This window comes from Pseudobacteriovorax antillogorgiicola (assembly GCF_900177345.1).
Lineage (GTDB): Bacteria > Bdellovibrionota_B > Oligoflexia > Oligoflexales > Oligoflexaceae > Pseudobacteriovorax > Pseudobacteriovorax antillogorgiicola.
In genome coordinates, this window is record NZ_FWZT01000006.1 from 25,755 (window position 1) to 49,518 (window position 23,764).

Annotated in this window: 24 protein-coding genes; 8 read left to right on the forward strand and 16 right to left on the reverse strand. The window is 44.5% G+C overall.

Annotated features, from left to right (window positions below; all coding sequences use genetic code 11):
• Positions 1 to 74 precede the first annotated feature (74 nt).
• From B9N89_RS09485 to B9N89_RS09495, 3 genes are all read right to left on the reverse strand, one after another.
• Complete coding sequence (locus tag B9N89_RS09485) at positions 75 to 554, reverse strand: sterol desaturase family protein (protein ID WP_200820687.1); 480 nt, start codon at positions 552 to 554, stop codon at positions 75 to 77.
• Between the two features lie 303 nt (positions 555 to 857).
• The gene (locus tag B9N89_RS09490; RefSeq protein ID WP_132318088.1) at positions 858 to 1,505 is read right to left on the reverse strand and encodes a hypothetical protein; all 648 of its coding nucleotides are present in this window, start codon (positions 1,503 to 1,505) and stop codon (positions 858 to 860) included.
• Between the two features lie 262 nt (positions 1,506 to 1,767).
• Complete coding sequence (locus B9N89_RS09495) at positions 1,768 to 2,676, reverse strand: hypothetical protein (RefSeq protein WP_132318086.1); 909 nt, start codon at positions 2,674 to 2,676, stop codon at positions 1,768 to 1,770.
• Between the two features lie 183 nt (positions 2,677 to 2,859).
• Between B9N89_RS09495 and B9N89_RS09500 the strand changes: the two genes are divergently transcribed.
• Positions 2,860 to 3,321 (forward strand): response regulator, encoded by a 462-nt coding sequence (locus tag B9N89_RS09500; protein WP_159455265.1) that lies wholly within the window; start codon positions 2,860 to 2,862, stop codon positions 3,319 to 3,321.
• 31 nt (positions 3,322 to 3,352) lie between these two features.
• Here the strand turns inward: B9N89_RS09500 and B9N89_RS09505 are convergent, their stop codons facing one another.
• Positions 3,353 to 4,081 (reverse strand): response regulator, encoded by a 729-nt coding sequence (locus tag B9N89_RS09505; protein ID WP_132318082.1) that lies wholly within the window; start codon positions 4,079 to 4,081, stop codon positions 3,353 to 3,355.
• Between the two features lie 341 nt (positions 4,082 to 4,422).
• Here B9N89_RS09505 and B9N89_RS09510 point away from each other — a divergent pair, with 341 nt between their 5' ends.
• Positions 4,423 to 4,962: an acyl-CoA thioesterase gene (locus B9N89_RS09510; RefSeq protein ID WP_159455266.1), complete on the forward strand. Its 540-nt coding sequence runs from the start codon at positions 4,423 to 4,425 to the stop codon at positions 4,960 to 4,962.
• Here the strand turns inward: B9N89_RS09510 and B9N89_RS09515 are convergent.
• The 9 genes from B9N89_RS09515 to B9N89_RS09550 form a co-directional block, all read right to left on the reverse strand.
• Positions 4,952 to 5,458, reverse strand: coding sequence for a mechanosensitive ion channel family protein (locus tag B9N89_RS09515; protein WP_132318078.1), 507 nt, complete (start codon positions 5,456 to 5,458; stop codon positions 4,952 to 4,954). The two genes, B9N89_RS09510 and B9N89_RS09515, sit on opposite strands and share 11 nt — an antisense overlap.
• A gap of 190 nt (positions 5,459 to 5,648) precedes the next feature.
• On the reverse strand, positions 5,649 to 5,972 hold the full coding sequence (locus B9N89_RS09520) for a hypothetical protein (RefSeq protein ID WP_132318076.1): 324 nt from the start codon (positions 5,970 to 5,972) through the stop codon (positions 5,649 to 5,651).
• 174 nt (positions 5,973 to 6,146) lie between these two features.
• Positions 6,147 to 6,929 (reverse strand): transporter substrate-binding domain-containing protein, encoded by a 783-nt coding sequence (locus B9N89_RS09525; protein ID WP_159455267.1) that lies wholly within the window; start codon positions 6,927 to 6,929, stop codon positions 6,147 to 6,149.
• A 148-nt stretch (positions 6,930 to 7,077) separates the two neighbouring features.
• Complete coding sequence (locus B9N89_RS09530) at positions 7,078 to 8,373, reverse strand: DUF1552 domain-containing protein (protein ID WP_132318072.1); 1,296 nt, start codon at positions 8,371 to 8,373, stop codon at positions 7,078 to 7,080.
• 3 nt (positions 8,374 to 8,376) lie between these two features.
• A complete protein-coding gene (locus B9N89_RS09535; protein WP_132318070.1) occupies positions 8,377 to 10,242 on the reverse strand; it encodes a DUF1588 domain-containing protein in 1,866 nt (621 codons plus the stop codon).
• A complete protein-coding gene (locus B9N89_RS09540; protein ID WP_132318068.1) occupies positions 10,239 to 10,901 on the reverse strand; it encodes a c-type cytochrome in 663 nt (220 codons plus the stop codon). The genes B9N89_RS09535 and B9N89_RS09540 overlap by 4 nt, the downstream gene beginning before the upstream one ends.
• A gap of 625 nt (positions 10,902 to 11,526) precedes the next feature.
• A complete protein-coding gene (locus B9N89_RS31305) occupies positions 11,527 to 11,688 on the reverse strand; it encodes a hypothetical protein (RefSeq protein WP_159455268.1) in 162 nt (53 codons plus the stop codon).
• A gap of 26 nt (positions 11,689 to 11,714) precedes the next feature.
• Positions 11,715 to 13,037, reverse strand: coding sequence for a metallopeptidase TldD-related protein (locus B9N89_RS09545; RefSeq protein WP_132318066.1), 1,323 nt, complete (start codon positions 13,035 to 13,037; stop codon positions 11,715 to 11,717).
• A complete protein-coding gene (locus tag B9N89_RS09550) occupies positions 13,037 to 14,470 on the reverse strand; it encodes a TldD/PmbA family protein (protein ID WP_132318064.1) in 1,434 nt (477 codons plus the stop codon). The genes B9N89_RS09545 and B9N89_RS09550 overlap by 1 nt, the downstream gene beginning before the upstream one ends.
• A 249-nt stretch (positions 14,471 to 14,719) precedes the next feature.
• On the opposite strand from B9N89_RS09550, the gene B9N89_RS09555 reads away from it, so the two are divergent.
• Positions 14,720 to 14,947, forward strand: a complete 228-nt coding sequence (locus B9N89_RS09555; RefSeq protein WP_132318062.1) for a hypothetical protein — start codon at positions 14,720 to 14,722, stop codon at positions 14,945 to 14,947.
• 9 nt (positions 14,948 to 14,956) lie between these two features.
• On the opposite strand, the gene B9N89_RS09560 is transcribed toward B9N89_RS09555, so the two are convergent.
• Entirely contained in the window at positions 14,957 to 15,874 is a 918-nt protein-coding gene (locus tag B9N89_RS09560; protein ID WP_132318060.1) for a hypothetical protein, read from the reverse strand.
• A 354-nt stretch (positions 15,875 to 16,228) separates the two neighbouring features.
• Between B9N89_RS09560 and B9N89_RS09565 the strand changes: the two genes are divergently transcribed.
• The 4 genes from B9N89_RS09565 (at position 16,229) to B9N89_RS09580 (ending at position 19,802) form a co-directional block, all read left to right on the forward strand.
• Entirely contained in the window at positions 16,229 to 16,618 is a 390-nt protein-coding gene (locus tag B9N89_RS09565; protein WP_132318058.1) for a hypothetical protein, read from the forward strand.
• A gap of 59 nt (positions 16,619 to 16,677) precedes the next feature.
• Positions 16,678 to 17,310: a DUF5819 family protein gene (locus B9N89_RS09570; protein WP_132318056.1), complete on the forward strand. Its 633-nt coding sequence runs from the start codon at positions 16,678 to 16,680 to the stop codon at positions 17,308 to 17,310.
• Positions 17,307 to 18,584 (forward strand): DCC1-like thiol-disulfide oxidoreductase family protein, encoded by a 1,278-nt coding sequence (locus B9N89_RS09575; RefSeq protein WP_132318045.1) that lies wholly within the window; start codon positions 17,307 to 17,309, stop codon positions 18,582 to 18,584. The genes B9N89_RS09570 and B9N89_RS09575 overlap by 4 nt, the downstream gene beginning before the upstream one ends.
• Before the next feature lie 222 nt (positions 18,585 to 18,806).
• Complete coding sequence (locus tag B9N89_RS09580; RefSeq protein ID WP_132318042.1) at positions 18,807 to 19,802, forward strand: alkaline phosphatase D family protein; 996 nt, start codon at positions 18,807 to 18,809, stop codon at positions 19,800 to 19,802.
• Positions 19,803 to 19,837: 35 nt separating this feature from the next.
• Here the strand turns inward: B9N89_RS09580 and B9N89_RS09585 are convergent, their stop codons facing one another.
• Positions 19,838 to 20,731 (reverse strand): LysR family transcriptional regulator, encoded by an 894-nt coding sequence (locus B9N89_RS09585; protein WP_132318144.1) that lies wholly within the window; start codon positions 20,729 to 20,731, stop codon positions 19,838 to 19,840.
• A 117-nt stretch (positions 20,732 to 20,848) separates the two neighbouring features.
• Here B9N89_RS09585 and metE point away from each other — a divergent pair, with 117 nt between their 5' ends.
• Complete coding sequence (gene metE, locus B9N89_RS09590; protein WP_132318040.1) at positions 20,849 to 23,182, forward strand: 5-methyltetrahydropteroyltriglutamate--homocysteine S-methyltransferase; 2,334 nt, start codon at positions 20,849 to 20,851, stop codon at positions 23,180 to 23,182.
• A 48-nt stretch (positions 23,183 to 23,230) separates the two neighbouring features.
• Here the strand turns inward: metE and B9N89_RS09595 are convergent, their stop codons facing one another.
• Positions 23,231 to 23,623, reverse strand: a complete 393-nt coding sequence (locus B9N89_RS09595) for an acyl-CoA thioesterase (RefSeq protein WP_132318038.1) — start codon at positions 23,621 to 23,623, stop codon at positions 23,231 to 23,233.
• Positions 23,624 to 23,764: the final 141 nt, after the last annotated feature.

Below are 23,764 nucleotides of genomic sequence, written 5' to 3' on the forward strand. Positions count from 1 at the left end.
TGTATCATACATGGTGTTTAGAGCTAGACCAACGTAAAGTAACGGATTTTTTCCGAAAATTAATGTACCCATGCCTAATGGATGCGGTCCCGCTGCATTCGCTTTAGCTCATCTGGAGGCAACCTGAAATAAACGAATGGAGGTAAAAGCATGCCAAAATTAAATGAGCCATATTTGCCTTGGACCTGATGGTGATGGTGGTGGGCTAATCGAATCGCTTCGATATACGGTCCAGACATGTTAAAAAATTTCCAGCGCCGATGAATCACGACTTCGTGAATAATAAAATAGACGAGGCCATAGGCGGTCACGCCGTAGCCGGCACCCTGAAGATAATCAATTTGATAAATGGTTCCAAATAAGATCGCAAAGAAACTCGGAACGGCAAAAAACAGGGCGAACGAATCGTTTTTTTGAATCTTTCGATCCTTCGGTGGTACATGATGATCTTCGTGTAGGCTCCATAGAAATCCGTGCATCACATACTTATGAAGAAACCAAGCAACCCATTCCATGGCTGTGAAACAAAATAAGAAACTGATCCACCACTCCATTGTAACCCCCTTAAACAAGACTAGAAAAATCTATCAGCCCGATTAGGAGAATACAATAGGAGAAAGGCTCCGACGTCAAGATGTGGCAGCAGTTGCTGCAAGGTAAGATGCTGTATCGTTATCTTTTTGAAAAAAGTCGAATCCCATTTAAATTCGGGAGTTTGCTTTATTGAAGAGCAGCTTCAGATACGTGATCAAATATTCTCGATAGAATAGAATCGTTGCTGAACCCTAATGATCTTAAGGGTTATAACTCTGCTGCTTGAATAAGAGCTAGCTTCTGGCTAGCTCTTAGACATGAAATTAATCACCAGTCTCATAGCTTATTACTACGACATGACCAGCGTTGTCGACCAATAGGAGGTTCGTCTGTGCCCAATAGTAGAGCCCGTAATCGCCACCTGCGTTCGATACCATGGCTCTTAAAGAGCCATTATTTAGGGCATTTTCAAGTTTAGCCTGAATTGCTTGCTCGCGATCGTTGGAATTGAAAAAGGACTCAAGAGCATCAGAGCCTTCCAGGCTCAGACTTGGGTAATAGCCATCAGCAGCAAATCTAAGGTTCAGATCTGCCTGAATAGCGTAAGTCAGCTTATACGCCACTGAACAATCTAGAATGCTGTCAGCAACTTTACCGCTGAAGTGGTTTAATACGCCATCAGCTGATTTGTCCGCCTTAGCTAAAACAAGCTTAAGGTCTCCAAAACGATCTTCATCGGCAACAAAAGCCTTGATATCGTTTAGAAGGGAGGCATCGCCAGCTAGTGCAGTTGGCTCGTCAGCTTGCACGTTGACCCATAGACTGCGATACGCACTGTTGAAAGCCGCATCGTTGAAATCTACGTAGGTTCCCGTTGTTCCTTCATACCTGGAACAAGTGTCAGCATTCGCGTAGCTACCGATACCAGCAATACCCAGCCCCATGACTAAAGCGCAATTAAAAAGTTTCATCATCAACTCTCCTTCTTTAATAAGCTATAAGGTTCCTATTAACGAGAAGCCTTATATTATTTGAGTTGGCCAAACTCAACTATTAATTTTAGATGGGAAATATAAGGAGATTATTGCTTAGGTTCGCATAATTTCAAATCAATAGATATCATTTCGAATCGTTTATCATGACACGGTTGATTACAACGCAACGTAGACATAGTCATAAAAAAAGCTCCCCCAGCAAAAACTAGGAGAACGAAACTATTTTAAAGATCCTATTTTACTTACAGATCACAAGATCATCGATCGCTCCAGAGCCAGGAAACTTGATGATAAGTTTTTCGCCACGCATTCCAGCGAAGTCATCAACAATGGCAATATCCTTGTTGCCTGTGTGAGGAAGTTTGATTTTAGTTTCGCTATCCTCGTCACCTTTAATATAGCTAGATGAGTATAGAATAGCCTTACCTTGGTCTTCGTTCTTATTGTTGTCATTATCGATCAACGTGAAACGCTTGACTTCGACAGCTTGGTCGAACTTGATTATAAATTTTCCACCGTCACGATTGTCATCTGGATCTTTCACCAAACCACTACCGTGAAGCTCTGGGTCTTCAGCAAGAATTAATATATTGCCGTTGAAATCATCTTTTCCAGATTTGCCAACGTCGATCCCTAGGTCATCGTCACCACCGGTTGGGTTTGCTGAATCAAACGTGATGCCCCAGTCTTTGCTTTGGTTATAGACATCATATTCGAAGTGCACACCCCAAGCTTGGTACTGCGATTCAATACGTTCACCAACAGCTAGGGCATTGCCGTTGGGATCATAATCGAAATTGATAACGTGTTCTATACAGGAGCCCTTATCTTCGCCATCATCCCCCTTCGAGGGACCTTGCTCGTCTTCTATAAAGTCATCGTTGCTTTCAGTATTTTCAACGGGAGTTTGTTCTTGGACAACATCGCTTGTCACAGGAACATCTGTGGATTCTGGATTTTCCTGGGGAGCTTCCGCGCCACTTCTCTTATCTTTATCACCAGCACAGGAAACAACGGACAATAGGGCAGCAACGTACAATAACTTCATAACAACTCCAAAATCAGATCGGGTAAGTACAGCTTGAGCAACATCAACAACTTGGTCCTTGTCGTTGCCAGAAGCATTGCAGCCTTTAGGCCAAGTCATAAGTTACTAGGATTCCGTTTCTGATCACCAAGAGCTTGGGCCAGGCTGTAGACAGGTGTTGTCAAATCGATCAATTTTCTGGCAAATATTTTCAACAATTATGATATAAACGAAAGATTTAAATAGTTTAGCGAAGCCCTTCATTCTTACTGCCGATAAAGGCATAGTATGAGGGAGGTTCGTATGCTCGAAGTAATTTCAGGACAGCTGCGTATCGCTGTGATCGATGATGTGGAAATTCAAGCCCAATTTGTTCAAGCTCTGGTTAAGAGCTGCGCAAGCGATGAGACCGAAGTGGACTATTTTACCAATCCAAATATTGCTTTAGAAGCGATTTGCACCGGCCGGTACTATGCGGTGTTTACAGATGTTCATATGGAAGAGATGAAGGGTGACGATGTGGTCCGTCAGATCAATGCTCTCAACCTTGGGGTACAAACCTTTGTACTTACGGGGGATGATGGTTTTATTTTGGCGCTAAATTGCTTTCGTTTAGGCTGTAGAAATATCTTTGTTAAACCACCGAAGACCGCTCTTATCCGAGAGGCGGTCGAAAAAGTCGAATCGGATTTCTTCTCTTGGCGGAAAACTTTCGCCGATTTGAATCAACGAAAGAAGTCTAAGCTAGATAAAAAAGCTAGCTAGTCGTAAAACTAGAAAGTTTCGTTTGAGTCGCCTAAGCTACCTTAGCGATGGTATCTAGAATCACTTCTATCTTGTAGGGCTTTGGTACCCAGGCTTTAATATTAGCCTTCTTCGGGTCTTTAACCTTCACGTTCAATTTAGCTGAAAGGACGATAACAGGAGGATTACCCCTTTCAAAAAGGAAACTCTCGGCAAGTTCTACACCATTCATTTCGGGCATCTCGTAGTCAGTAATAATCAAATTTATCTCTGAAAAACGTTGCGCCTTTTCCAGAGCATCTGATGGACAATTGGCTTCTATGACATCAAAACCATGTTTTTTAAGTGCATTAGAAAGAACGAATAAAGCAGCTCGTGAATCATCAACGATCAGAACGCGACGGCGATTGGATATCTTATCGATGGTGATAAGAGACGAGATAAGGCTTCTTAGTTCAGCCATGGCTACTGGTTTTTCGGAAACAAAGGTATGAGGGTCGAGAATGATAGCATCATCAATAGCATTAAGGTATCCTGTAACAACCAACACCGTCGTAAAACTATCCAGCTCCCGGATCTTTTTCAGGAGTTCAAAGCCGTTCATGCCCGGCATCATAATATCTGTAATAATAAGTGAAAATACTTCCTTTTTAAAGCACTCCAAGGCCTGGGTAGGGTCCTTGAATGTCTTCAACTGAAACTCAGCATCGATTCCTGCAAAGCATTCTTTGTAGTAATCGATCATTTCTTCGCTATCATCTGCGATTAGAATTTTCTTCATCTCTAATCTCCCTAAGCACTTCAAACTTCTATTATACGTATCGGCGAGTCATCGAATCAAATTACCCCGCTTACTTTCCTATCGAGAGGTTTGTGAGTTGCTGCCAGTCTAGTTTACTAATTTGTAGTATTAATATTTTACTTGGCCTCTATAAATATCAGTTAATATAGTTAGATAGAGTTTCAGTACTCAAAATTGAATAGTTTTATTAAAAAATCGGACATTTGTTTAAATAAAATGATAGTAATTACCGATAGGGAAGGGTGATAATGGGGCCCTTATTCAAATTGAACGATTGTTTAATTGAGGCTCCATCCTAACAAATTAGAGGTCTTACTGTCGTGATTAGCTACTTTCTTCGTCATTTACTTGTTGCCTTTCGTTCGGATCGCTCAAAAATCGAGAGCTTTAATCAAGAGTTCGAGCTTTCCCTTCACAGCTGGCCCACAGACTGTGATAGTAACATCCATGTAAATACGGCTCGTTATTTCGTCTATATGGAACTTGCAAGGTTTGATATCAGCCTCCGGTCAGGGCTATTTAGCTACTGTCGGCGTAAGAAAATCGCTCCTTTGGTCCTTGGGGCGAAAGTGACCTATCGCCGTGAAATCAAGCCTTTTCAGAAAGTAACCATCAAATCTAAGATCCTTGGCCACGACCATCGCTTTATCTATTTTGAGCAGCGAATCGTGTCTAACAAGGGGATTCATGCCAAAGGCTATCTGAGGGTAGCATTCTATAAGAATGGTTTTGTTGATCCCAAGGTTCTCAATGATGTTTGCCAGGTACCTTATGATAACCATCCCTTGCCTGCTGACGTAAAGCTTTGGATTGAGTCTGAAGACTTGATTCTCGCCGAGTTGAATCAAGTTAAAGACTAAGGGGTTGCCGGTCGCGCCATATCTGGTGCGATTGATATTCCGGCTGAGTGCTGATGAAGCGAATCATATGCTCTCGCACCAGGCAACGAAGATCCCAGCATCGAGGTGAGTTCTGCGAGCTAACCAATATGCGAATCGTGGCTGATCGCTCATCAGCTTCTGTAACTTGAACAACGTTAACGTTTCTATTCCATAGATCTGTGCTTTCCAAAAGACGATCTAGTTCCTGGCGAATTGCATCCACATCGATACTGAAGTCCACCTTTAGGTTAACCGTTCCAATGACCTCGGCATTCTTTCTCGTCCAGTTTTGAAAAGGTTTATCAGTGAAGTAGGATATAGGCAAAACCAGGCGCCTCAGATCCCATATTCTGACAACGACGTAGGTGAGTGTGATCTCCTCAATCCAGCCCCATTCGTTCTCGACTACCACAGCATCGTCGATACGAATGGGCTGGGTAAACGCAATTTGGAATCCAGAGATTAGGTTTTCCAAGGTACTTTTGTGCTGCCAAACCGATGATCACTGATAAGATTCCGGCCGATGTTAACAAGCTACGTCCAATTTCGTACCACTCGTCGAAGGTGAATAACACCGCAATAAATCCTAGAAAACCGATCCCTATATCAATGATACGTTCCACGAACAGCATCTGGGTGTGAATCTTGCGACTTTTTAGATTGTCTTATTTTGTTACGTCTAGTCTTAGGTAGATAGACTGAAAAATAATCTGAAAGAAAGACCAAGCAAACCAGACGCAAGCTGCGATCACAAGGACTCGATAAAATGCAACCCAGTTGAACCAGGACTTCAATAGCTCACTAAAGCTAAAGTGAGCTGTGGTTGCTAATATCATAGCTACGGTGGGTGGTATAAACGAAAGGCGAAGCCAATAGCCTGCGCGGATGTAGTTTTTCTTGCGGGCTAAGATTTGAATGTAACCCAGAAGGTAGTAATTACAGATAAAGATTAAGGAGGCTACGGTTACGGCGATCAGAAGTTTGTTCAAAGCAGATCCTTTTGTCGTTAAATTACATCAGGGCAACGCCTGTGAAGCCTGTATGTCTAAGGAGCTGGTTGCCCTGTGCTGAACAGCTCCCGATTCGGGCGGGAATCGCTGTGGCTGAAGTGCTACAGGAATCCCCCACTAGAAACGCGCAAGCGATTTAGTGGCGGGAGGCCGTCAAAAGTGCCTTTCCTGATTCTTTCGAGCCATGGTGTTGCAGATTTCTGCTCGCGCGTCGATCAAGGTATTAATCGTCGCAATAGTTTGCTGCGAACTTTCTGAGTGACACATGATGTGGCGGCTTGTAGCTTGTTTCAGATCTGGAAAAGAGAGGAAATCCAATGTTTTTGTGGGGCGCCCTTGCATGACTTGCTTGTGATAGAACTCCCACTCCGGGGGATTGACTAGGGCGTAATCCGCCCTACCGAGGCTAAGCATGGCAATCACTTGGCGGAAGTTTCCTGTGACGACTTCTTTACTCTTTAGGTGGGTCATCCATCGATCGATGGCTGGTCCATAAGAAACACCTTTCGGAAATATCATTCGAAAATGTGGATCGCGAAGTAGGCTCTCAAAGCTTTCGTGCTTTGACTGGATTGAATTCTTCTTTTTACTGTGAACGATAACGGAGTATTGATTTTCATGCCAGATGGGTTCAGAGAATTTTGCAAACTGCGACCTCTCTGGAGTTTGGAACCATCCGATGGAACAGGATCCGGGCTTCGACCGAACATCTTCAAGGATGCGGCTTACAGGAGAAATTGAAATTTGAGCTTGGTAGCCAGAGTCATCAAACAGACAGCGGGTGAAGTCGACAATCAGTCCTGTGACACCGTTCGGCCCCTTAAAGTAATAAGGAGGCTTAAGAGGCGCGCTCAGCTCGATAGTTTTGATCTGCTCTTGACCAAGCAGACCATAGCCCGACATGAACGTCATAAGTATCGTTACAATCTTACACACGGGAGTTCCTATCTTTGGCAACATCCAGTGCTTTGACAGTATCCCATTTAGCGAAACGTTCCCACAATTTGTTTAGCTCTTATGAGTAGGTAGGTGACCACGACGCGTAAACGATTGAGTGCGTCATGGTCACTTTTGATCCAAGCCTTTAAGCCAATAGCTCCTCGATAGCACCTCGACCCAATTGTGGATCACCAAAATGATCCTGGTTGATGCCCATAGCTTGGACCATGGTTGTCAGAAGCTGGTTGTAAGACGTTTGCTTTTGGAGCAACTGGCCTTGACGAAGGGCACCGCCAGCTCCCCCTGCGATGAAGCAAGGGATATCCTTGAAGTCATGGAGGTTTGAGTCACCTAACTCCGTCGTTGCGAGAATTGCTATAGTGTCAAATAGGCTCTTATCGCCCACCTTGCGAGCTTTCAGCTTGGTAAACAGCTTGGCCATCTGTTCCTTATGCCAGCGCTGGGCCTTTTTAAACTGTTCAGCGATGGCCCCGTTTTCGTCTCCTCCGTAATGAGACATATCGTGATGCCCACGTGAGATGTCGGGACCGCCGGCAAAGTTAAACTGGGTGGGGCTTACTGGGTGAGACCACTGCAAAAATCCCGAGTTGGTGACACCACAATGAAGAGCTTCCACCATAATATCAATCATCATCTCTGAAATCTTACCAAAGTGATCATTGATCTGATGCGTCGGTGGCCAGCTGGTTTCCCTATCAGGAAAATCGATCCCCCTGCTATCGAATGTGGGGCTGCAGGAAATGTTGCCTTGTTGATCAATCTGCCGTTCAAGCTCTCGCAGAGCGGTGAGGTGATTATCTAGCTTTTCTTTTTCGATATTCCCTAGTCGCGTGTTTAGCTTTTTTAGTTGACTTAGTGAAAAATCAAGGATGCTTCGATCGGCACTTGTAGCCTTATCTTGATCTCCTGGGTCCATACCACCGGTGAAGATTCCATAGAATGCCTTCTTTGGGTGATCTTCGATCACAGCTCCAGCACTCGATTGCAGGTAGCTAATCCCCTTATCCACCCCATTTTGGAAGCCACTAGCGACCCCAAGGCGAAGGCATTTCACGGCCGGGTTGCCACCCAGACGATCGCCCAGGAACGTGTCTAGTGAATATCGCTCGGCAGCATTATTGGTTCCGGTGAAGCAAAACCGAGCACCTCCTTCGTGGGAACCACTGGTCTGATAAGACAAGCCTTTGATAAAGCTTATATCTGCCGCAAATGGCTGTAAAGGTGCCGTTATCACGGGAAATTTATCCATAGACTGGGGAAAGAAACTATTGGCAATGGAGCCATCAGGATAATAGAGACAAAGGGCCCTCTTCTGCTGACCTTCTTGGCCGAAGGCTTGGGTTTCGTTGAAAACCCCAGCAAGGGGATATAATAAAGCACTCGCACTCACATTTTTAATGATTTTACGGCGGCTGATCATTGTCTACCTCCTATGCCTAAAGGCTTTATCCGACACGAGATCAAGCCATACGTTTTTAATATTGCCATGCTTAAGAAACTTAGACTGTAGGGTCTCTACCGCACACTTGTCTTGCTCTTCCTCATGGACCCCATAACTCTGGGTATACACTTTTTTGGCAAAGCATAGCTTGGCTTGCAAGCTGGAGGCTAGTTTGCCAGATAGCTCGTATAAGCCGTCATAGTTATGATCAACAGCATCGATCTTCACCACACCAGTGCTGTCAACTGTCTTGCCATTGTCTATGGTTTGGAATTGGCCGACGGCGTCGAAGTTCTCAAAGCCAAAACCAGCACCATCGATTTTCACGTGGCAGGCAGCACAAGCTGGATTGTCACTATGAGCGGCAAACCGTTCCCGAGTGGACGCGTTGGGATCGCGCGGTGGGGGTTGAATATCAAGAGAGTCAGGTGGAGATGGCATTTCTTCACAAAGGATCTTTTCAAGTAAGAAAACACCACGATGGATCGGGCCTGTTTCATCGAATGTCGAGTGGGCAGCTAAAACTGAACCATGCCCTAATAGTCCGCGACGCTCACCTTCTGGGTAATAAATTTTTTCCCCATCTTTGGTACCTTTATAAATGGTATTCGTGCGATCGGTGGCAATTGTGTAGGGTGAAAGAAATAGCCTTTCAAAATCTCCATCGGTTTCAAAGCTAACGTGGTTGAAGAAATCACGGGTCTCTAAATCGAGGTCGCGACGCATCTCCCAGTTGTAATTAGGCCAGCGATTCATGTCTTTATTGGAGCTTAAAACCATGTCTGATTCTAGCCATGTAGCAACAAAATGACCCAATTGACTTTTAGCATCAGGGCTTTTCAAAAGACGTTCTGCTTGGGTGACAAGTGTCGCTTGGTCTAGTTTATCTTGTTTAGCAAGGCCTAGAAGCTCCCTGTCAGGACCTCGTCCCCAGATGAGAAACGAAAGTTCGCTTGCTAGCTCGAAGTTCGTAAGCTTGGCAATCCCATCCGACTCTTCACCGATTTCAGGTCGATAGAGAAATTCAGGAGCGAAGAACATAGCCGCCGCCATAGCTTCAAAACCTTTTTCCCAGGTGCCTTGGGCGACTGTTTGCTGGCGATAAAGTTCGAGGAGGCTGTTGCGCTCTTCGGAGTTGAGAGTCTTTCTCCAAATGAGTTCCCCCCAGTTCGTGAGAAATTCATTCATACAAGCCTCACCACCCTGACATTTCAGAAAACGACTGTTTTGTTTGGTCATCTCCTCCGCAACGGTTTTAGCCATTGCTAAATAGGCTTTGGCGTGATCGTCAGTAACGACAAGGCTTGTGACTGAGTTATCCAAGCCATGATCCTTGCTTTCTGTCGGCAATAAATCCTGGATGGGAAAATTTCGGCCCATGATGCCATTAACTGATTTTTGCATCTCTCTCGCTGTCAAACGCCTCAGTACCCTTCGCCCTAAAGATTCTTCTTCTGAGTTGCAGGAAGGAGTAAAAACTCCTTTGCCGTCGGCAGTACAGACGAATACACGGATATCGTTCTGGCCAGCCATAAGGTCGAAGGTTTGCTGTTCCCCTGAGCAGTAGGTACTACTGGCAATTAAATCCTGGCCCTTTTTGAAGTCTAGCTGGAAGGCGTAGCTTCCTGGCTGTAATGTTACGTCTATCTCCGACTCTTCCTTGGGAATATTGTCCCTTTGGAACACTGTCTGAGAATCCTGCTTGACGAGAATTCCGCTACTATCATAGTCAATGCCTCGTAGCCCATTAAGGGTAACTTGGGCTAGATCTGAGTTTTCAGGCTCATCAGGAGACAGGCTACAGCCTGCCATCCCGATGAGACCAAGAAATAATATTGGTCTGATCATGATTGCCCCCAAAGAAAGTCAGCAATAGATTCTGCACACTCTTGATCGCAAGAGGATGGATCTTGAATTGGCATCGTAGCTTCAATTTTTTGAATTAAGTTGTCTTTTGTATCACATACCCGACATTGTTCACCTTTCACCGGCCCGGCAACAGCTCCACCATTGCCATCAGCACCGTGACAGCCTGCGCATTGTGAGCTATAAAGTTGTGCTCCTTGAGCCGGCTCAGATGGGTTTTCATCATTTGGATCTTTGAGTACCGGCTCGATGGTAACATCAGCGGAAATTGGTTCACCGGCTGTTGTACAAACAACAACGCGAACTTCATTGCTTCCAGCTTGAAGGTTATGAGTTCGTGTTTTCTGATCGTCTTCGCTGCAGAATTTTGTGGCAGCAATTTCATCTGCACCCTTCAAATAGATTAAGTCGAATGTGTAAGTGCCAACAGCAAGAGATTCAGAAATAGAGTTCGCTTTACCATTGATCAATCGATTGATCACAGGATTAGTTTCACCTCCTTTAACTGCTGTAAACTGGATTTTATCGTAATCGAGCTGCTGTAGTTGTTGAATCTTAACAGTTGCAGCATCATTCGATCTTGGTTTCAAGCCGCAAGCTGTCGGCAGTAAGAAACACATTACCAACAAAGTCTTTTTCATGGTCACCTCAATATGAATTCTTCAACATCAGATAAATAACAGTCCCAATAAGGGAGATGTTATTGGCCTCTATTAAAATCAATTCCATTGATTATTGTTTGAAACAATAGTGAAGGCACTGATTGAGCAATTATTGAGAGTGGACTGTTTTTAGTATTTCTTATCTGAACGAAGCAAACCCACGTTAGGTAAAGGGATTTGATTGATTTATAGGAAGATCGCTACTTTTCAAATGTGACGCAAATCTACAACATCAATTTCAGGTTCAGAATATACCAGCTCAAGTTCAGTTTCCTTAGTGCCACATCCGTGGACACCGAGGCGATCCTATTAAAGATCTAGGTGTCAGTATAGCGGTTTCTTATTTGATGAGTAGATACAGATAGATGAATACCTCTTCTAGGCTTTTTCAAGGGGGGAGGCGTCTAGATTTGAAATATAGAGCCGCAATATTGATGAAACTTACCGTTTAGAGTGTGTTTTTAACCGTATAGTTTAGAAGGCAGTACACACGCCTCTTAGACCTCACGAAATTTATGCCTGAACGCGGCATTGCGTTCAATATGCCCGATATCGACCAAGGGATGACCAACAACTTTCATTAAAGAATTGAGCTTTAACAACATCAAAATATCTCGATGTTTCCGGGGGTCAATGGTATGTTTAGCGTTACCATCGATACCCCGTTGATGATCTGACTTATACCAGACAATTCGTAGTCTTCGAGAAAAAAGTCAAGAGTTACAGGCAAGGCGACAAGCAAGAAGAAAAAAACAACTTGCTTCACTTCGTGCTTTCCCATGGGTCAAAAAATTACAGAGTAAAGTTAATCCCTTCGACAAGCAATCCCGGTAAATGCATCGAACGAAGGGACCGACTCTGGTAGGTGTCGGTACTCAGAAACACCTGGCGATCCTCGGTGATAGCTTCCAGTTGATGACCAAAGATATTAAATATGCTGTCGTCAAACCGCATGACATTAATCGGCGCAACTATCTCGCCGTTTTCTACCCAGAAACAAGCAAACCTTGTCATACCAGTAAGTCGTCCGGCGACCAGATCGGAGAAGTTTGTGTACCATAGGTTACTGATATAAAGCCCGGTATGCAACTTGGTTAAAATGTCTTTCTGTTGGAGGCTTCCGGCAGCCATCTCTAAGGAAACGGGATATTCAAAGGCATCAGATCCTGTACAGATGCTGCCGTATTCTTGAGCGGAACTTGGTGATACCAAAAGTTGGTCCGGAAGGCCGTCTTTGATCAGGCTTACTTTTCCAGATCGAGGAAATCCTAAGTTGTTAAATCGTGGCGTGAGTGAACTCTCGTAGTTTTCAAAGATTTGGACATGCTTATGAAAACGATCTTGACCGCTATAGGCCTTGTGTAGGCAAGTTTGCTTGGTTTCTACAAACCTTTGCCCAAACCCCCTGTAGGCGACGATGGAAATAATCTCGGCCAGGGCATCAGGCGCTAGATAGGCCCGGTAAGAGCCAGGTTGAATAGTCTTGGGGGCCTTAGCCAAGATTTTAATCTGATCGTTTGCGCTGTCTACCTTACTTTCAAAGGCATTTTTATCCCATGCAAGACCCGCATAGTTTTGCTTTACAGCTTTGTCTGTGTTTAGGTAGATAGACCAATCTAGATTGAAACTTGAGGCGCTACTCCAGAGGGATTGATTGAAAGAACTTTCTAAGCCATACCAATTGCGACCACTAGCAAGATAGCCTACAAAATCGTGCTTGTCGATTACAGGTAAAATGTCGTCTAGAAACTGCTCTCGCGTTGGTAAGGCATCATCGGTAGTGCTTATATCTTGCTTAGCTTGCGTATAGATATTGAAATGTGGGTCATCAGGGATAAACATAAGGCTATGACGAAGCTTTTCGAGGGCTGCTTGAAGTATTTCTAGATCATTGTTCCTTAGTCCTGATAGCCCGACCTGCTGTTCACACTGTTTTTTGCCTTTGATCAAGCGAAGGGTTAGGTAGTTTTGCTTAACGATCCCGGGTTGCCTGATTTTTCCATGGTTGAATCGACAAAAATCACTCTCTTCACCAGATAGATAGCAGGAAAACTCCTCCTGTGGCTTCAGTTTTTCAATCAAATATTTTTTTAATTCTTGAAAATATTCTTGCATCAGTCACCTCCAAAAACTTCGACATTAGAAAAGACACATGGGGGCGAAGCGTGCCCAACGTTTACCGATTGGTTGGGTTCGGCCTTGCCACAGTAAGGTGAGCCGTGAACTTTGAATGTCGACGAGTCGCCTACTGCGGCAAGGTTTCTCCAAAACTGGGCAGAAATTCCACGGTAATTTGGTTTACGAACTAAAGTGGTTAATTTCCCATCCTCAATGAGTTGCCCATACTCAGCTCCAAATTGAAACTTGTTTCGGGAATCATCGATGGACCAGGAGCAGTTTGTTCGCATGAGTATTCCTTTTTCAATGCGAGACACCAGCTGTTCCATTGAGCTTTGGCCAGGTTCAAGGTTTATATTGGCCATACGATCAAGGGTTGGTCGGTTCCAGTCACTGGAACGGGATGCTGCGCTTCCGGGAAGGCCAGATCTAAGTTGAGATAATCGCCCTCCGATACCAGCCTGTAGGATACCTTCTTTGATAAGATAGACTTTTTCTGCAGGAGTCCCATCATCATCAAAGTTATAGGAAGCTGACTCTCCTTCGATGGTAGGATCGAAGCTAATATTGAGTAGGTCCGAACCATATCGATAGTTGCCAAACATTTCTGGGCGAACGAAGCTAGTGCCAGCATAATTCCTTTCGTCACCAAGAATTCGATCGAGTTCCAGAGGGTGACCTATAGACTCGTGAATGGTCAGTACCATGAGATCAGTGTCGATCAAAAGATCCATGGACTCGCTCGGGCATATGGGAGCTTTTAAAAGTTCTAGAGCCTCCTGAGAGATTTGCCTCGCCTTGTCTCCAAGGTCGAAACCCATAAACTCGTCGACTCCCCCTTGGATAATGTAGGAATGGCGACCGACACTCCGGTTTTGAACTTCGCCCTTATCGAATACTGTCACTGACATGGTTGGGCATAGCTGCTCAACTCGTTTTTCTATTTCATCGCCATTAGACGATAGGTTCAATGTGTGGGACTTAGTAAACCAAAACCCGATTTCCTTGTTAATGGTCTTAGGGTGTTGTCCTAGGTTGTTGTCGATTGCATGAAGCAGTTCGATTTTATTGTCTAGTGGGTAATCGTGCATGGAATGAGTGCCGGGGCTGGAATAGCTGCCCTTTTTTCCTGGAAAAATGCTCGCATCAAACTTATAGATACTTTGCTTTGCTGAAAGCTCAGCCCATTCCTTGGCTTGTTTAAAGGCTGCGTGGAGCCCTTCTTCGCTCATGTCAGAGCTAGCAGCATATCCCTGGCCGCTCTGACTAAAAACGGTGATCATATAACCGGTATCGCTTTTGTACTGTGGGGGAGAAAGCTTACTGTTTCTAAGCTCTAGTAGCTCTTCTTCCTTAGTCTTGACTCTGAGGCTCCAATAGTCTGCGGTTGGAAGGCCTTTGGCCCAGTGCCTAATTTGCTCTTGATTCATAGGTTCCACCTGATTCCGTTTGTAATTGAATGGCTAAATAGCCACTTCAGTATGAAACCAGATCAGGAAAATATTGCATGTAAATACCTAATTTATTTTAACACATCTATGTGGCGTGTTGATTTGTCTTCGATACCGACGATCTAGGCCCTCGTGAGCCTTGTGGAGCTTTTTGGGGAAGCCAATATGGTATCAATCGTGTCCGTACGGCAATCTCTATGAATTGCGATTCTAAAAAAGACATCCACCATGAAAAATATTTCAGTAAGTATGCAAGAGTGGGGAGGCCCAACTCCAGTCATAGTCTGTGAGTTGAGTCAACTTTACGAAGATCTATGCAGACTCGACGAGAGAGTAGCTGAGTATGGAACAAAGATTGAAAAACTTGCTAGCCAAGATGATCGATTCCATAGACTCATGGCACTGAAGGTTAACCCGTCTTGTTTTTGGGCTCGGTGCACTCCCGGTGCCCCCTGAAGCTTATTCTCATTCAGCAAGGAATTGTGGGGCATCGAGGATAATCGAATAATTGCTTTCCAAGGTGATATTTTTAAACATGAATTCATCGAGGCGGCCACTATCTGGTATGGCCTCAGACGAAACTCTTATAGCGAAGGTCCCGGGCTCTTGCAGGTCAAAGGAAAGAGTGTGGCTGCCATCTGAGTTAAATATCGTTTCAGCGAGTATCTGAGAGTTTTGGCCTTCGATAACCTGGAACAATCGAATTGAATCCAACCCATCAGTATTCACATCACAAGCTCCGACTAAGGTAATTATCAGGGAGCCCGCTTGTTTTACAAGGATTCTAGTTTCTACCGCCCTGCCTTTGAAGAAGGTGCCTGAGGAAATTGAGTCTTCAACTCCGGTGACAGCGGCACAGTCGTCGCCACCGATACTTGAGTTGTCACCCAAGTGCACAAAGTCTTCTCCAAGAAGGTTTATGTCAAATCTCAACGGTTCAAGTGGGTTTGGATGGATCAAGGCTCTCATTGTTTGAACTTGACCTTCCAGCTCTACATCAATCTCAACTTTAGAAGCCGTATGCTCTCCTACGAGACTGAAGGACCAGCCATCTAGCGCTGCTAGAGATGGGGAGGAGTCCACAATAACATCATCTTCGTAAATCAGTCTTGCAGCCTTTATGTCAAAATCTATCGGATCTAGTAGCCGATCAGACTCATCAGTCAAACGACAAGCGACTGTTTCGCTATCTTCAGATTCCGCAACCGATTGACAATAGAGGAACGCACCTGCGACTGGCACTGGCGGATTGACCAGAATGCTTTCAGGGATAGCGTCGGCCGAGTCTTGCTCGGTTTGCGAGTCGGAATCGCGATCGATCTGACTATCCATAGCTGATTCTTGGCAGCCCAAAAGAATCATGACTAGTAGTATGAGTCTCATAGTTCCTCGTGTTTAGGTCTTCTTAATTTTATATCGGTTGTAATCGAAGGCGAGCGTTAAATTTCCTATTTAGTAGATAATATTAGCTATTTATAAGAGGGATTAACCTTGTAGCTTGTTTCATCGCTAGCAGACTACAGTTGATGATATTCATCTTTTGAAGCTGCCCCTAACCCTTTAGTTTTTGTACTCTAAGTTTTCCCCTTCTGTAAAAGTTTCGAGACAAAACTCTTAGTGCTCTCTCCTGGTGAACAAAAGATGGATGGAAACCTATTTTAGACCTACCCATTCAAGCATCTAGCCGTCATACATGGGGTTAGAAATTTAAACATCTTTTTCATGGAGCATTTTGAAATGATCAAGGGAACATTGATAATTGGTGCAGTAGTTATGATTGGCTTATCCACATATACGATCTCAGATTCAAATAAATTAAATTCACAGCAGTTTTCCCACTTGGAACTTCAAACATCTGAAGCGATTCAGGCTTGGAATGAGCTGACGGATGAGCAGAAAAAATCTAGCTTTAACAATAAAGTAGCGTGGACACCAACTCTCGCCGCTGTAACAGAAGTCTTAGCAACAGGACTGGGTGCTCTTACAGAAGCTGCAGTTGCAAAAGGAATGGGAGTTCGGGATGGCCATGTAGAAACACACCCCCAAAGTACATGCCGGAGCATTATGCGGGAAGATCGATTTCTTCAAGCTGAATTGATCCCCGACCAGGACTTTGATTTTAACTGAGAAATCGGTACTGCTACTTTTTGATTGTGGAGGGCATGGCCCCTCCTTGGAGTCTATAGATGAAAATTCGTCGCTTGCTATTTGCGGGTCTAGCAACCCTTCTAATACATCATCTTCTGATGACGGCATTGTTTCTCGGGCCAAGTAACCTAGTAAAACAAGCTTTAGCCTCCCATGTAGATGCTTACATGAATCCACTTTTCGTTCAGAATTGGCATCTGTTTTCTCCAAATCCCGGAATTCGCTCTGTAAACCTTTGGGTAAGATGTCGAGGGGCTGAAGATTGGAGTGATTGGCAAGATCCTTTTGCGAAGCTAAGGACACTCGCCCAGACAAACCCTATGTCTGGAGAAACCAAGCTATTATATGTTTACAGATATATCCCACAAAGCCTATTTAGACTGATTGAATCTGTTGTCGAACAATCGAAGGAAGCTAAAGAGGAGATTAGCTTTCAAGAGGCATTTGATCAAATATTAGCTACTCCTGACTATAAAAAGGCCGAAGATATGGTTCTAAGTCTTTGCTACCCTCACGATAAAAATCGTCATGCTAAGCAGTTTGAGGCCCAATTTAAGATTCTCAAAATTGCGCCTCCTAAGTACTCAGAGAGAGACCTCCACAAACCGATTGGAGATGTATTTTCTTTAGAATCTCCAATTATTTATCAAGATATTGAAGGTGAATCATGATTCCTATTCTCCAAGATTTTGGTAAGGCAAGGGTAAAATTGATGGATTTCATCGATCGAACCATGACAGTGGAATCCCACGCTCTGACCAAAAAAGTCTTTCGAATTGCTCTATACTCATGGCTTTTTTATCATACTGCGGTTTTATTGCCTTATATGAACGAGATCTGGGGGCCAGACTCAGCCTTTTGGAGAGTTCCTTTTGTCGGCGGCTTTGACTGGCTGAATCGCATCATGCGTCTGCCTCTGGTTGAAAACTATTACCCCATCTTTCTATACAGCCAACTGGCACTTCTAATTCTAGGAATTCTAGGCTTCTGGCCTAGGTTGATAGCAGTTGTCATTTGGTATCTCACAATCAATATTAGTGAACATTCATTTCCCCTTCTTGATGGTGGGAATAATTTAACTCACTTGTTTCTCTTTTATCTTCTATTCATCAATACCTCTGGAAAACAACAAGAAAATCCTGCAGGAAATCACTTACACCAGCTAAAAGTAGGGCTATCAAATTTCGCATTTTTTCTAGCAAGAGTTCAACTTGTATTTGTTTATCTATGTGCCGGCTGGCTGAAGCTTAATGGACAACTATGGCAATCAGGAATGTCACTCTACTATATTTTCCAAAATCATGATTACAGCCGACCCTGGTATCGAGATTTACTTACGAGCTACGAATATATTGCTGTCGCGGGAACCTATTTTGCTGTTCTTTTTCAGGTTTCAGTTCCATTTTTGATTTGGTTTCGCAAGACAAGGCCATATGTGATCTTGTGTGGATTGATTCTTCACCTTGGTATTGCATTTGGGATGGGGCTTTTTTCATTTGGTATGATAATGTGCTTATCCTATATTCTGTTTATTCCAAACGAAGTTCTACAGCGTTTATTTGAAGGCTGGAAGACGGAACACAAGCTTGTCATAGGTTTTGATGATAGTTGTAGAATGTGTCTTAGGTTTTCAAGAATACTAGGCCTTATAGATACCAAAGGCCGTCTGATTCATGACAGTGCCAATACACCGTTTAATGAAGCTCTTCGAAAACGATCTCTACACGATAGGAAGACAGCAATGATTGCGTGGGACGACTACAAGCAAGAATATTATTCTGGCTTTCCAGCTATCGTCAGGATAGCACGAAAAATACCTGCACTTTCCATATTCTGGCCGATTCTAGGGGCTATGTATTACCTTGGCCTTGGTGATATCTTGTATAACCTCTTCAAAAGGAAACATGAGATCTGCTCTGAGTATTCGTGTGAACTTGAAAGCTAGATATCCACCACATTTCTTCAGAAGAATCACCACAGAGCTTCATTAATCTTGCTAATGGAGCTCTGTGTCCCTTGCAACATGCAAATTCCATTAATCATCATATAAATTGTAAAAGTAGTGGATTCCTGTAGCTCTACAGATGTTCAACACTTGCTTATCAAATCTTCATACTGCCCTGATATGCCTGGATAAAACACTTACTAAATAGGCGAGGAACCTTCTATGGATCGACGTACCTTGATAAAAGGAGTTGCTGGCATAACGTCTGCGAGTTTAAGCTTGCCCGGCTCTCAGTTACTCGGAAACTCTGCTAAAGAGTTTTGTATTGGGCTCGGCTCTTGTCTCAATAACTCTCAAGACGGGGCTATTCTAGATGTTGTGCGGGCCTACGACCCGCAACTTTTTCTATGGCTCGGTGATAACATCTACGGTGATACTACTAATATGTCTCTGCTACAAAGAAAGTATCAAAGGTTAGCCGACAATCCTAGGTTTCAGAAGCTTCGAGATCACTGCCTGAACCTCTCGATTTGGGATGACCATGATTATGGCGCTAATAATGCGGGACAGGAGTATTCGAAAAAAAAGGCTTCCAGAGAGATCTTTTTGAATTTTTGGAATATTCCGGACGATGACCCTCGTTGGTCCCATCCTGGAATCTATGGCTCCTACCTACTGGGTGACGAGGGACAAAGCGTTCATATCATCCTTCTTGATGGTCGAACGTTTCGATCGACTACTAAATGGAGCCCCACGGGAACCATGCTTGGCCAGCTCCAGTGGGATTGGTTGGCAGACGCGCTCGAAGTCACTGCTGACGTCACAATCATCTGTTCGGGAATTCAAGTTCTTGCAGATGAGCATGGCTATGAGGGATGGTATGAGTTTCCGAAGGAGCGTGAGCGCCTGTTCAGCTTAATTCGTAGGTCTGGTCGGTCGGGGGTGATATTTGTGAGTGGTGATCAACATTGGTCAGAGCTAACCAGGGTGAACAACCGACTTGATTATCCTAGTTTTGATTTCACTGCTAGCTCGTTAGATCAATCCTGGCCTCTACCAAAAAATAGTAAGCGGGTGGGCAGTGCGTATGGCTCCCCCAATTTTGGAGGCATTCGCATCCAATGGGATGAAGATCCACAAATAGTATTTGAGATTATCGATCACATGGGGCAAAGACGGATGCAGCATAGAGTTAGCTTGTCTAGTTTGCAGAGCTAGGTCGCTCGGCTTTATAAACCTGATTCAAGAAGGTCTTAGTTTGACCAAATGTGTTTCGCAAGGTTTATAAAGTCTCTGATGTATCCCACGCTCTCATCATCAGTGCGAAAGCCAATATGGTTTGTTTTGTATATCCCATCCCTTCCAATTCTGAGTGGACGGAGCATGGCCTTGCTCTGGTATTCTCGAACCAACCAATCAGGCAGCACAGCGATACCTCGCCCGGCAGATACCATTTGGACAATCATCTCTGTGGTCTCGAAGGTCTTATAGCTTCCAGGGCTTATATCAGCGGGTAAAAGGAATTTGGTGAAAATATCGAGCCTCTCCTTCGGGATGGGGTATGTGATCAGAGTTTCATCTCTGAGATCCTCAGGCTCAATAAACGCCTTCTCATCAAGGCTGTGATCGTGCCCAACGACGGCCACAAGCTCATAGGGAAAAACAGCTTCATAACTCAAGCCTTCTCTGAAATACGGATCTGGTGTGATGATCATATCGATATCATGATCAATAAGCGCTCCTACGGCTCCAAACTTAAACTTTTGGCGAATATCCAGGTCCACCGTGGGCCAGTCTCGCAAAAACTGAGGTAGAAGGGATGATAGCCATTGATAGCAGGGGTAGCACTCCATCCCAATGCGTAGATAGCCCTTGATGCGTCCATCTCCTGATTGTTTAAGTTCAGCTTCAGCCTTCTGGAGCATAGGTAAGATCTTTTTCGCCATGCCGAGAATCATTTGCCCCTGATCCGTTAAGACAAGGCCGCGACCCTTTTTTCTCCAAATGGAGCACTCCAACTGGTCTTCGAGCTTGGCAATGGAGTGACTCAAGGCTGATTGTGAAAGTTTCAAGGCTCTCGCAACGCGGGTCAAGGTACCCAACTGGTTCAGGCTATGGATAATTTCAAGGTGAGTGCGTTCTATCATTCTAAACCTATGAAATGAATTCATAAAACTATGACTATATATCACTTTTACTCATGAAAATAAATGCTTAGTGTTTGCGTAGGATTCGAACCGATTAAATTTCTGAAGAGGTAACTTATGATTCAAACAGCGAACCTAGGCTTTCCCCGAATGGGTTTAGATCGAGAATTGAAAAAGGCAACTGAAAGATACTGGAAAGGTAAAATAAGTCGAGAAGACCTATTACTCCAAGCAAGTGAACTCCGGTCTCGACATTGGCAGCTGCAAAAAGAAGCTGGCATCGATATGATCCCTTCCAATGATTTTTCTCTCTATGATCACGTTCTGGATACTGTCGCTATGGTGGGCGCAATACCCGACCGCTTTCATTCCCTCGCTGAAGGCGACAAGCTAGAACTCTATTTTGCGATGGCTCGTGGCAGTCAAAAGGATGGAGTTGATGTGGTTGCAATGGAAATGACCAAATGGTTCGACACCAACTATCACTATATTGTTCCAGAATTTAAGAAAACGACAGCATTTTCACTCTCGTCGTTGAAGGTTGTCGAAGAGTTTAAGGAAGCCTTGAGCCTTGGTATCAAAACAAGGCCAGTATTGCTTTCTCCAGCTTCGTTTTTAATGTTAGGAAAAGCCTATGATGATCATGCACCGTTAGATCTTCTCGAAAAATTGCTACCGATCTACAAATCTGTTTTGGATATGCTAGCCGATGCGGGTGCTGAATGGGTGCAGTTAGATGAGCCTTGCTTAGGGCTCGACCTGGAGCCTGAAGAGATTGATGCCATCACGCGGGCTCAACAATACCTCGCTGCTCATAGCTCGATCAAGATCATGCTGACTAGCTACTTCGCGCCTTTGAAAGAAAACCTATGTCAGGTATTTAGCTTGCCAGTAGCAGGCCTTCATTTTGATCTTATCCGTGGTTACGAAGATTGGAAAAGCGTTATAGATACTCCATTTCATGGCAAAGTTGTGTCTTTGGGGTTGATCGATGGGAGGAATATTTGGCGGGCTGATCTTGAAGATGTACTTTCAATTGTCCAACAAGCTGTGCAGAAATTCGGTCCCGAGAAAGTCGTCGTTGCTCCAAGCTGCTCCATGCTCCATTGTCCAATGGACTTAGATAGTGAGCCTGAATTGGATCATGAGATCCGATCATGGCTCGCGTTCGCCAAGCAGAAGCTTGCTGAGCTTTCTTTGGTCGCTGCTATTGCTAATCATGGGAGGGAGCAGTATGCGGGGGCTCTGAGTGAGTTTGCTAGGATCGGTGAAAGTAGAAAGTCTTCGACACGGATTCATGACTTAAAAGTTAAGCAACGTGCAAATGCTGTTCAACAATTAGATTATCATCGCATCCCTTTCCGCGAGCGAGTTGTTTTACAAGAAGAGTCCTTGTCTCTGCCGCTTTTACCTACAACAAGCATCGGCTCGTTTCCTCAGACATCTAGTATTCGTCAGATGCGCGCTCGCTATAAAAAAGGCGAACTCAGCAGGGAACGCTATGAAGAATTCTTAGCTGAAGAAACCAAGCAGGCGATTCGTTGGCAAGAAAGTGCTGGCATTGATGTCTTAGTCCACGGTGAGTTTGAACGCAATGATATGGTGGAATATTTTGGTGAGCAGCTCAATGGTTTTGCCTTCACAAAGAATGGCTGGGTTCAAAGCTACGGATCTCGCTGCGTGAAGCCTCCCATCATTTATGGTGATGTCTCCAGGCCACATAGTATGACAGTTCGGTGGTCGAGTTATGCCCAAGGCCTCACGGTAAAACCAGTAAAAGGCATGCTCACAGGCCCTGTGACCATTCTGCAGTGGTCTTTTGTTCGAAACGATCAAGAGCGAAAGGAAACTTGTAAGCAAATCGCTTTAGCGATTCGCGATGAAGTTAAAGATTTAGAGAACAATCACATTCAGGTTATCCAAATCGATGAACCGGCCTTTCGGGAGGGCCTGCCCCTACGTAAGGCAGAACACAAGGATTACCTTGATTGGGCGAGCCAGTGCTTCCGACTCTCGTCTTCAGGGGTGAAGAGCACTACCCAGATCCATACGCATATGTGTTATTCAGAGTTCAATGACATCATGGACGCAATTGCCAGCCTGGACGCCGATGTGATCTCCATCGAAACCTCTCGTTCTGCGATGGAACTACTAGATGCATTCGTCAGTTTTCAGTACCCCAATCAGATTGGTCCTGGTGTCTATGATATCCACAGTCCCCGGATTCCCAGTCAGGCTGAAATGACCAAGCTGCTCAGCAAGGCTCTTGAGTATCTTGATCATCGGCAGGTTTGGGTGAACCCTGATTGTGGTCTTAAAACACGGAACTGGGATGAGGTGAAAGCTGCATTGACAAACATGGTGAGTTCCGCACGAGAACTTCGGCAGGCTCTATCAAGCCAAGCCAAAGGCCAACCTTTAAAACAGGCTGAGCGAGTTCAAACTCATTAGCAGGCAGAGTAAAGGCACCTAAGCTCTGCGCTTGGGTGCCAAAGTCCGCTAACCTTCTATCTGCCGGGTAATAGCCGTTGGTTTGCCAAAATCATCCAGTGCCACCATTGAAAAGTGACCAGAAGTACAAAGCACCCGATCGCCAGTCCTTAAATCTTCACCAATGAGATCTACGGATACTTTAAGTGACGTGTTTCCTACATCTTGCACTTGAGCTACAATTTCGACCAATTGGCCATTTTTGATTGGATTTTTAAAGTCTGTCTTATCGGAGGAAACCGTCACAATGTTCCGTCGCGCATAGCGGGATGCGACGATAAAGGCAGCTTTATCCATCAAAGATAAGGCTTCTCCACCGAACAAAGTGCCATAATGGTTTGTTTGTGAGGGAAACACCATCTCATACATGGTCAGGGTTCTAAGATTCTGCTCTGCTTTCATAAATACCTCCTCGGGTGTAGATTGCTTTGACAAGGATCTGGCTTCACCAAACATTTGGCTTCACAGTTGCGGGACAGCACCGGATTCGCACCGGGTTTCACTTATCCAAAGCCATAAAAGTGCATTCAGTGAATAGCACGG

Bases quoted from the DNA above. Each gene is read 5' to 3' on its own strand.
- B9N89_RS09555 (WP_132318062.1), top strand. From the start codon at position 14,720: ATGAAAAATATTTCAGTAAGTATGCAAGAGTGGGGAGGCCCAACTCCA.
- B9N89_RS09535 (WP_132318070.1), bottom strand. From the start codon at position 10,242: ATGATCAGACCAATATTATTTCTTGGTCTCATCGGGATGGCAGGCTGT.
- B9N89_RS09580 (WP_132318042.1), top strand. From the start codon at position 18,807: ATGGATCGACGTACCTTGATAAAAGGAGTTGCTGGCATAACGTCTGCG.
- B9N89_RS09495 (WP_132318086.1), bottom strand. From the start codon at position 2,676: ATGACTTGGCCTAAAGGCTGCAATGCTTCTGGCAACGACAAGGACCAA.
- B9N89_RS09490 (WP_132318088.1), bottom strand. From the start codon at position 1,505: ATGAAACTTTTTAATTGCGCTTTAGTCATGGGGCTGGGTATTGCTGGT.
- B9N89_RS09575 (WP_132318045.1), top strand. From the start codon at position 17,307: ATGATTCCTATTCTCCAAGATTTTGGTAAGGCAAGGGTAAAATTGATG.
- B9N89_RS09545 (WP_132318066.1), bottom strand. From the start codon at position 13,037: ATGCAAGAATATTTTCAAGAATTAAAAAAATATTTGATTGAAAAACTG.
- B9N89_RS09560 (WP_132318060.1), bottom strand. From the start codon at position 15,874: ATGAGACTCATACTACTAGTCATGATTCTTTTGGGCTGCCAAGAATCA.
- B9N89_RS09565 (WP_132318058.1), top strand. From the start codon at position 16,229: ATGATCAAGGGAACATTGATAATTGGTGCAGTAGTTATGATTGGCTTA.
- B9N89_RS09530 (WP_132318072.1), bottom strand. From the start codon at position 8,373: ATGATCAGCCGCCGTAAAATCATTAAAAATGTGAGTGCGAGTGCTTTA.
- B9N89_RS09585 (WP_132318144.1), bottom strand. From the start codon at position 20,731: ATGATAGAACGCACTCACCTTGAAATTATCCATAGCCTGAACCAGTTG.
- B9N89_RS09540 (WP_132318068.1), bottom strand. From the start codon at position 10,901: ATGAAAAAGACTTTGTTGGTAATGTGTTTCTTACTGCCGACAGCTTGC.
- metE (WP_132318040.1), top strand. From the start codon at position 20,849: ATGATTCAAACAGCGAACCTAGGCTTTCCCCGAATGGGTTTAGATCGA.
- B9N89_RS09550 (WP_132318064.1), bottom strand. From the start codon at position 14,470: ATGAATCAAGAGCAAATTAGGCACTGGGCCAAAGGCCTTCCAACCGCA.
- B9N89_RS09570 (WP_132318056.1), top strand. From the start codon at position 16,678: ATGAAAATTCGTCGCTTGCTATTTGCGGGTCTAGCAACCCTTCTAATA.
- B9N89_RS09485 (WP_200820687.1), bottom strand. From the start codon at position 554: ATGGAGTGGTGGATCAGTTTCTTATTTTGTTTCACAGCCATGGAATGG.
- B9N89_RS09505 (WP_132318082.1), bottom strand. From the start codon at position 4,081: ATGAAGAAAATTCTAATCGCAGATGATAGCGAAGAAATGATCGATTAC.
- B9N89_RS09595 (WP_132318038.1), bottom strand. From the start codon at position 23,623: ATGAAAGCAGAGCAGAATCTTAGAACCCTGACCATGTATGAGATGGTG.
- B9N89_RS09500 (WP_159455265.1), top strand. From the start codon at position 2,860: ATGCTCGAAGTAATTTCAGGACAGCTGCGTATCGCTGTGATCGATGAT.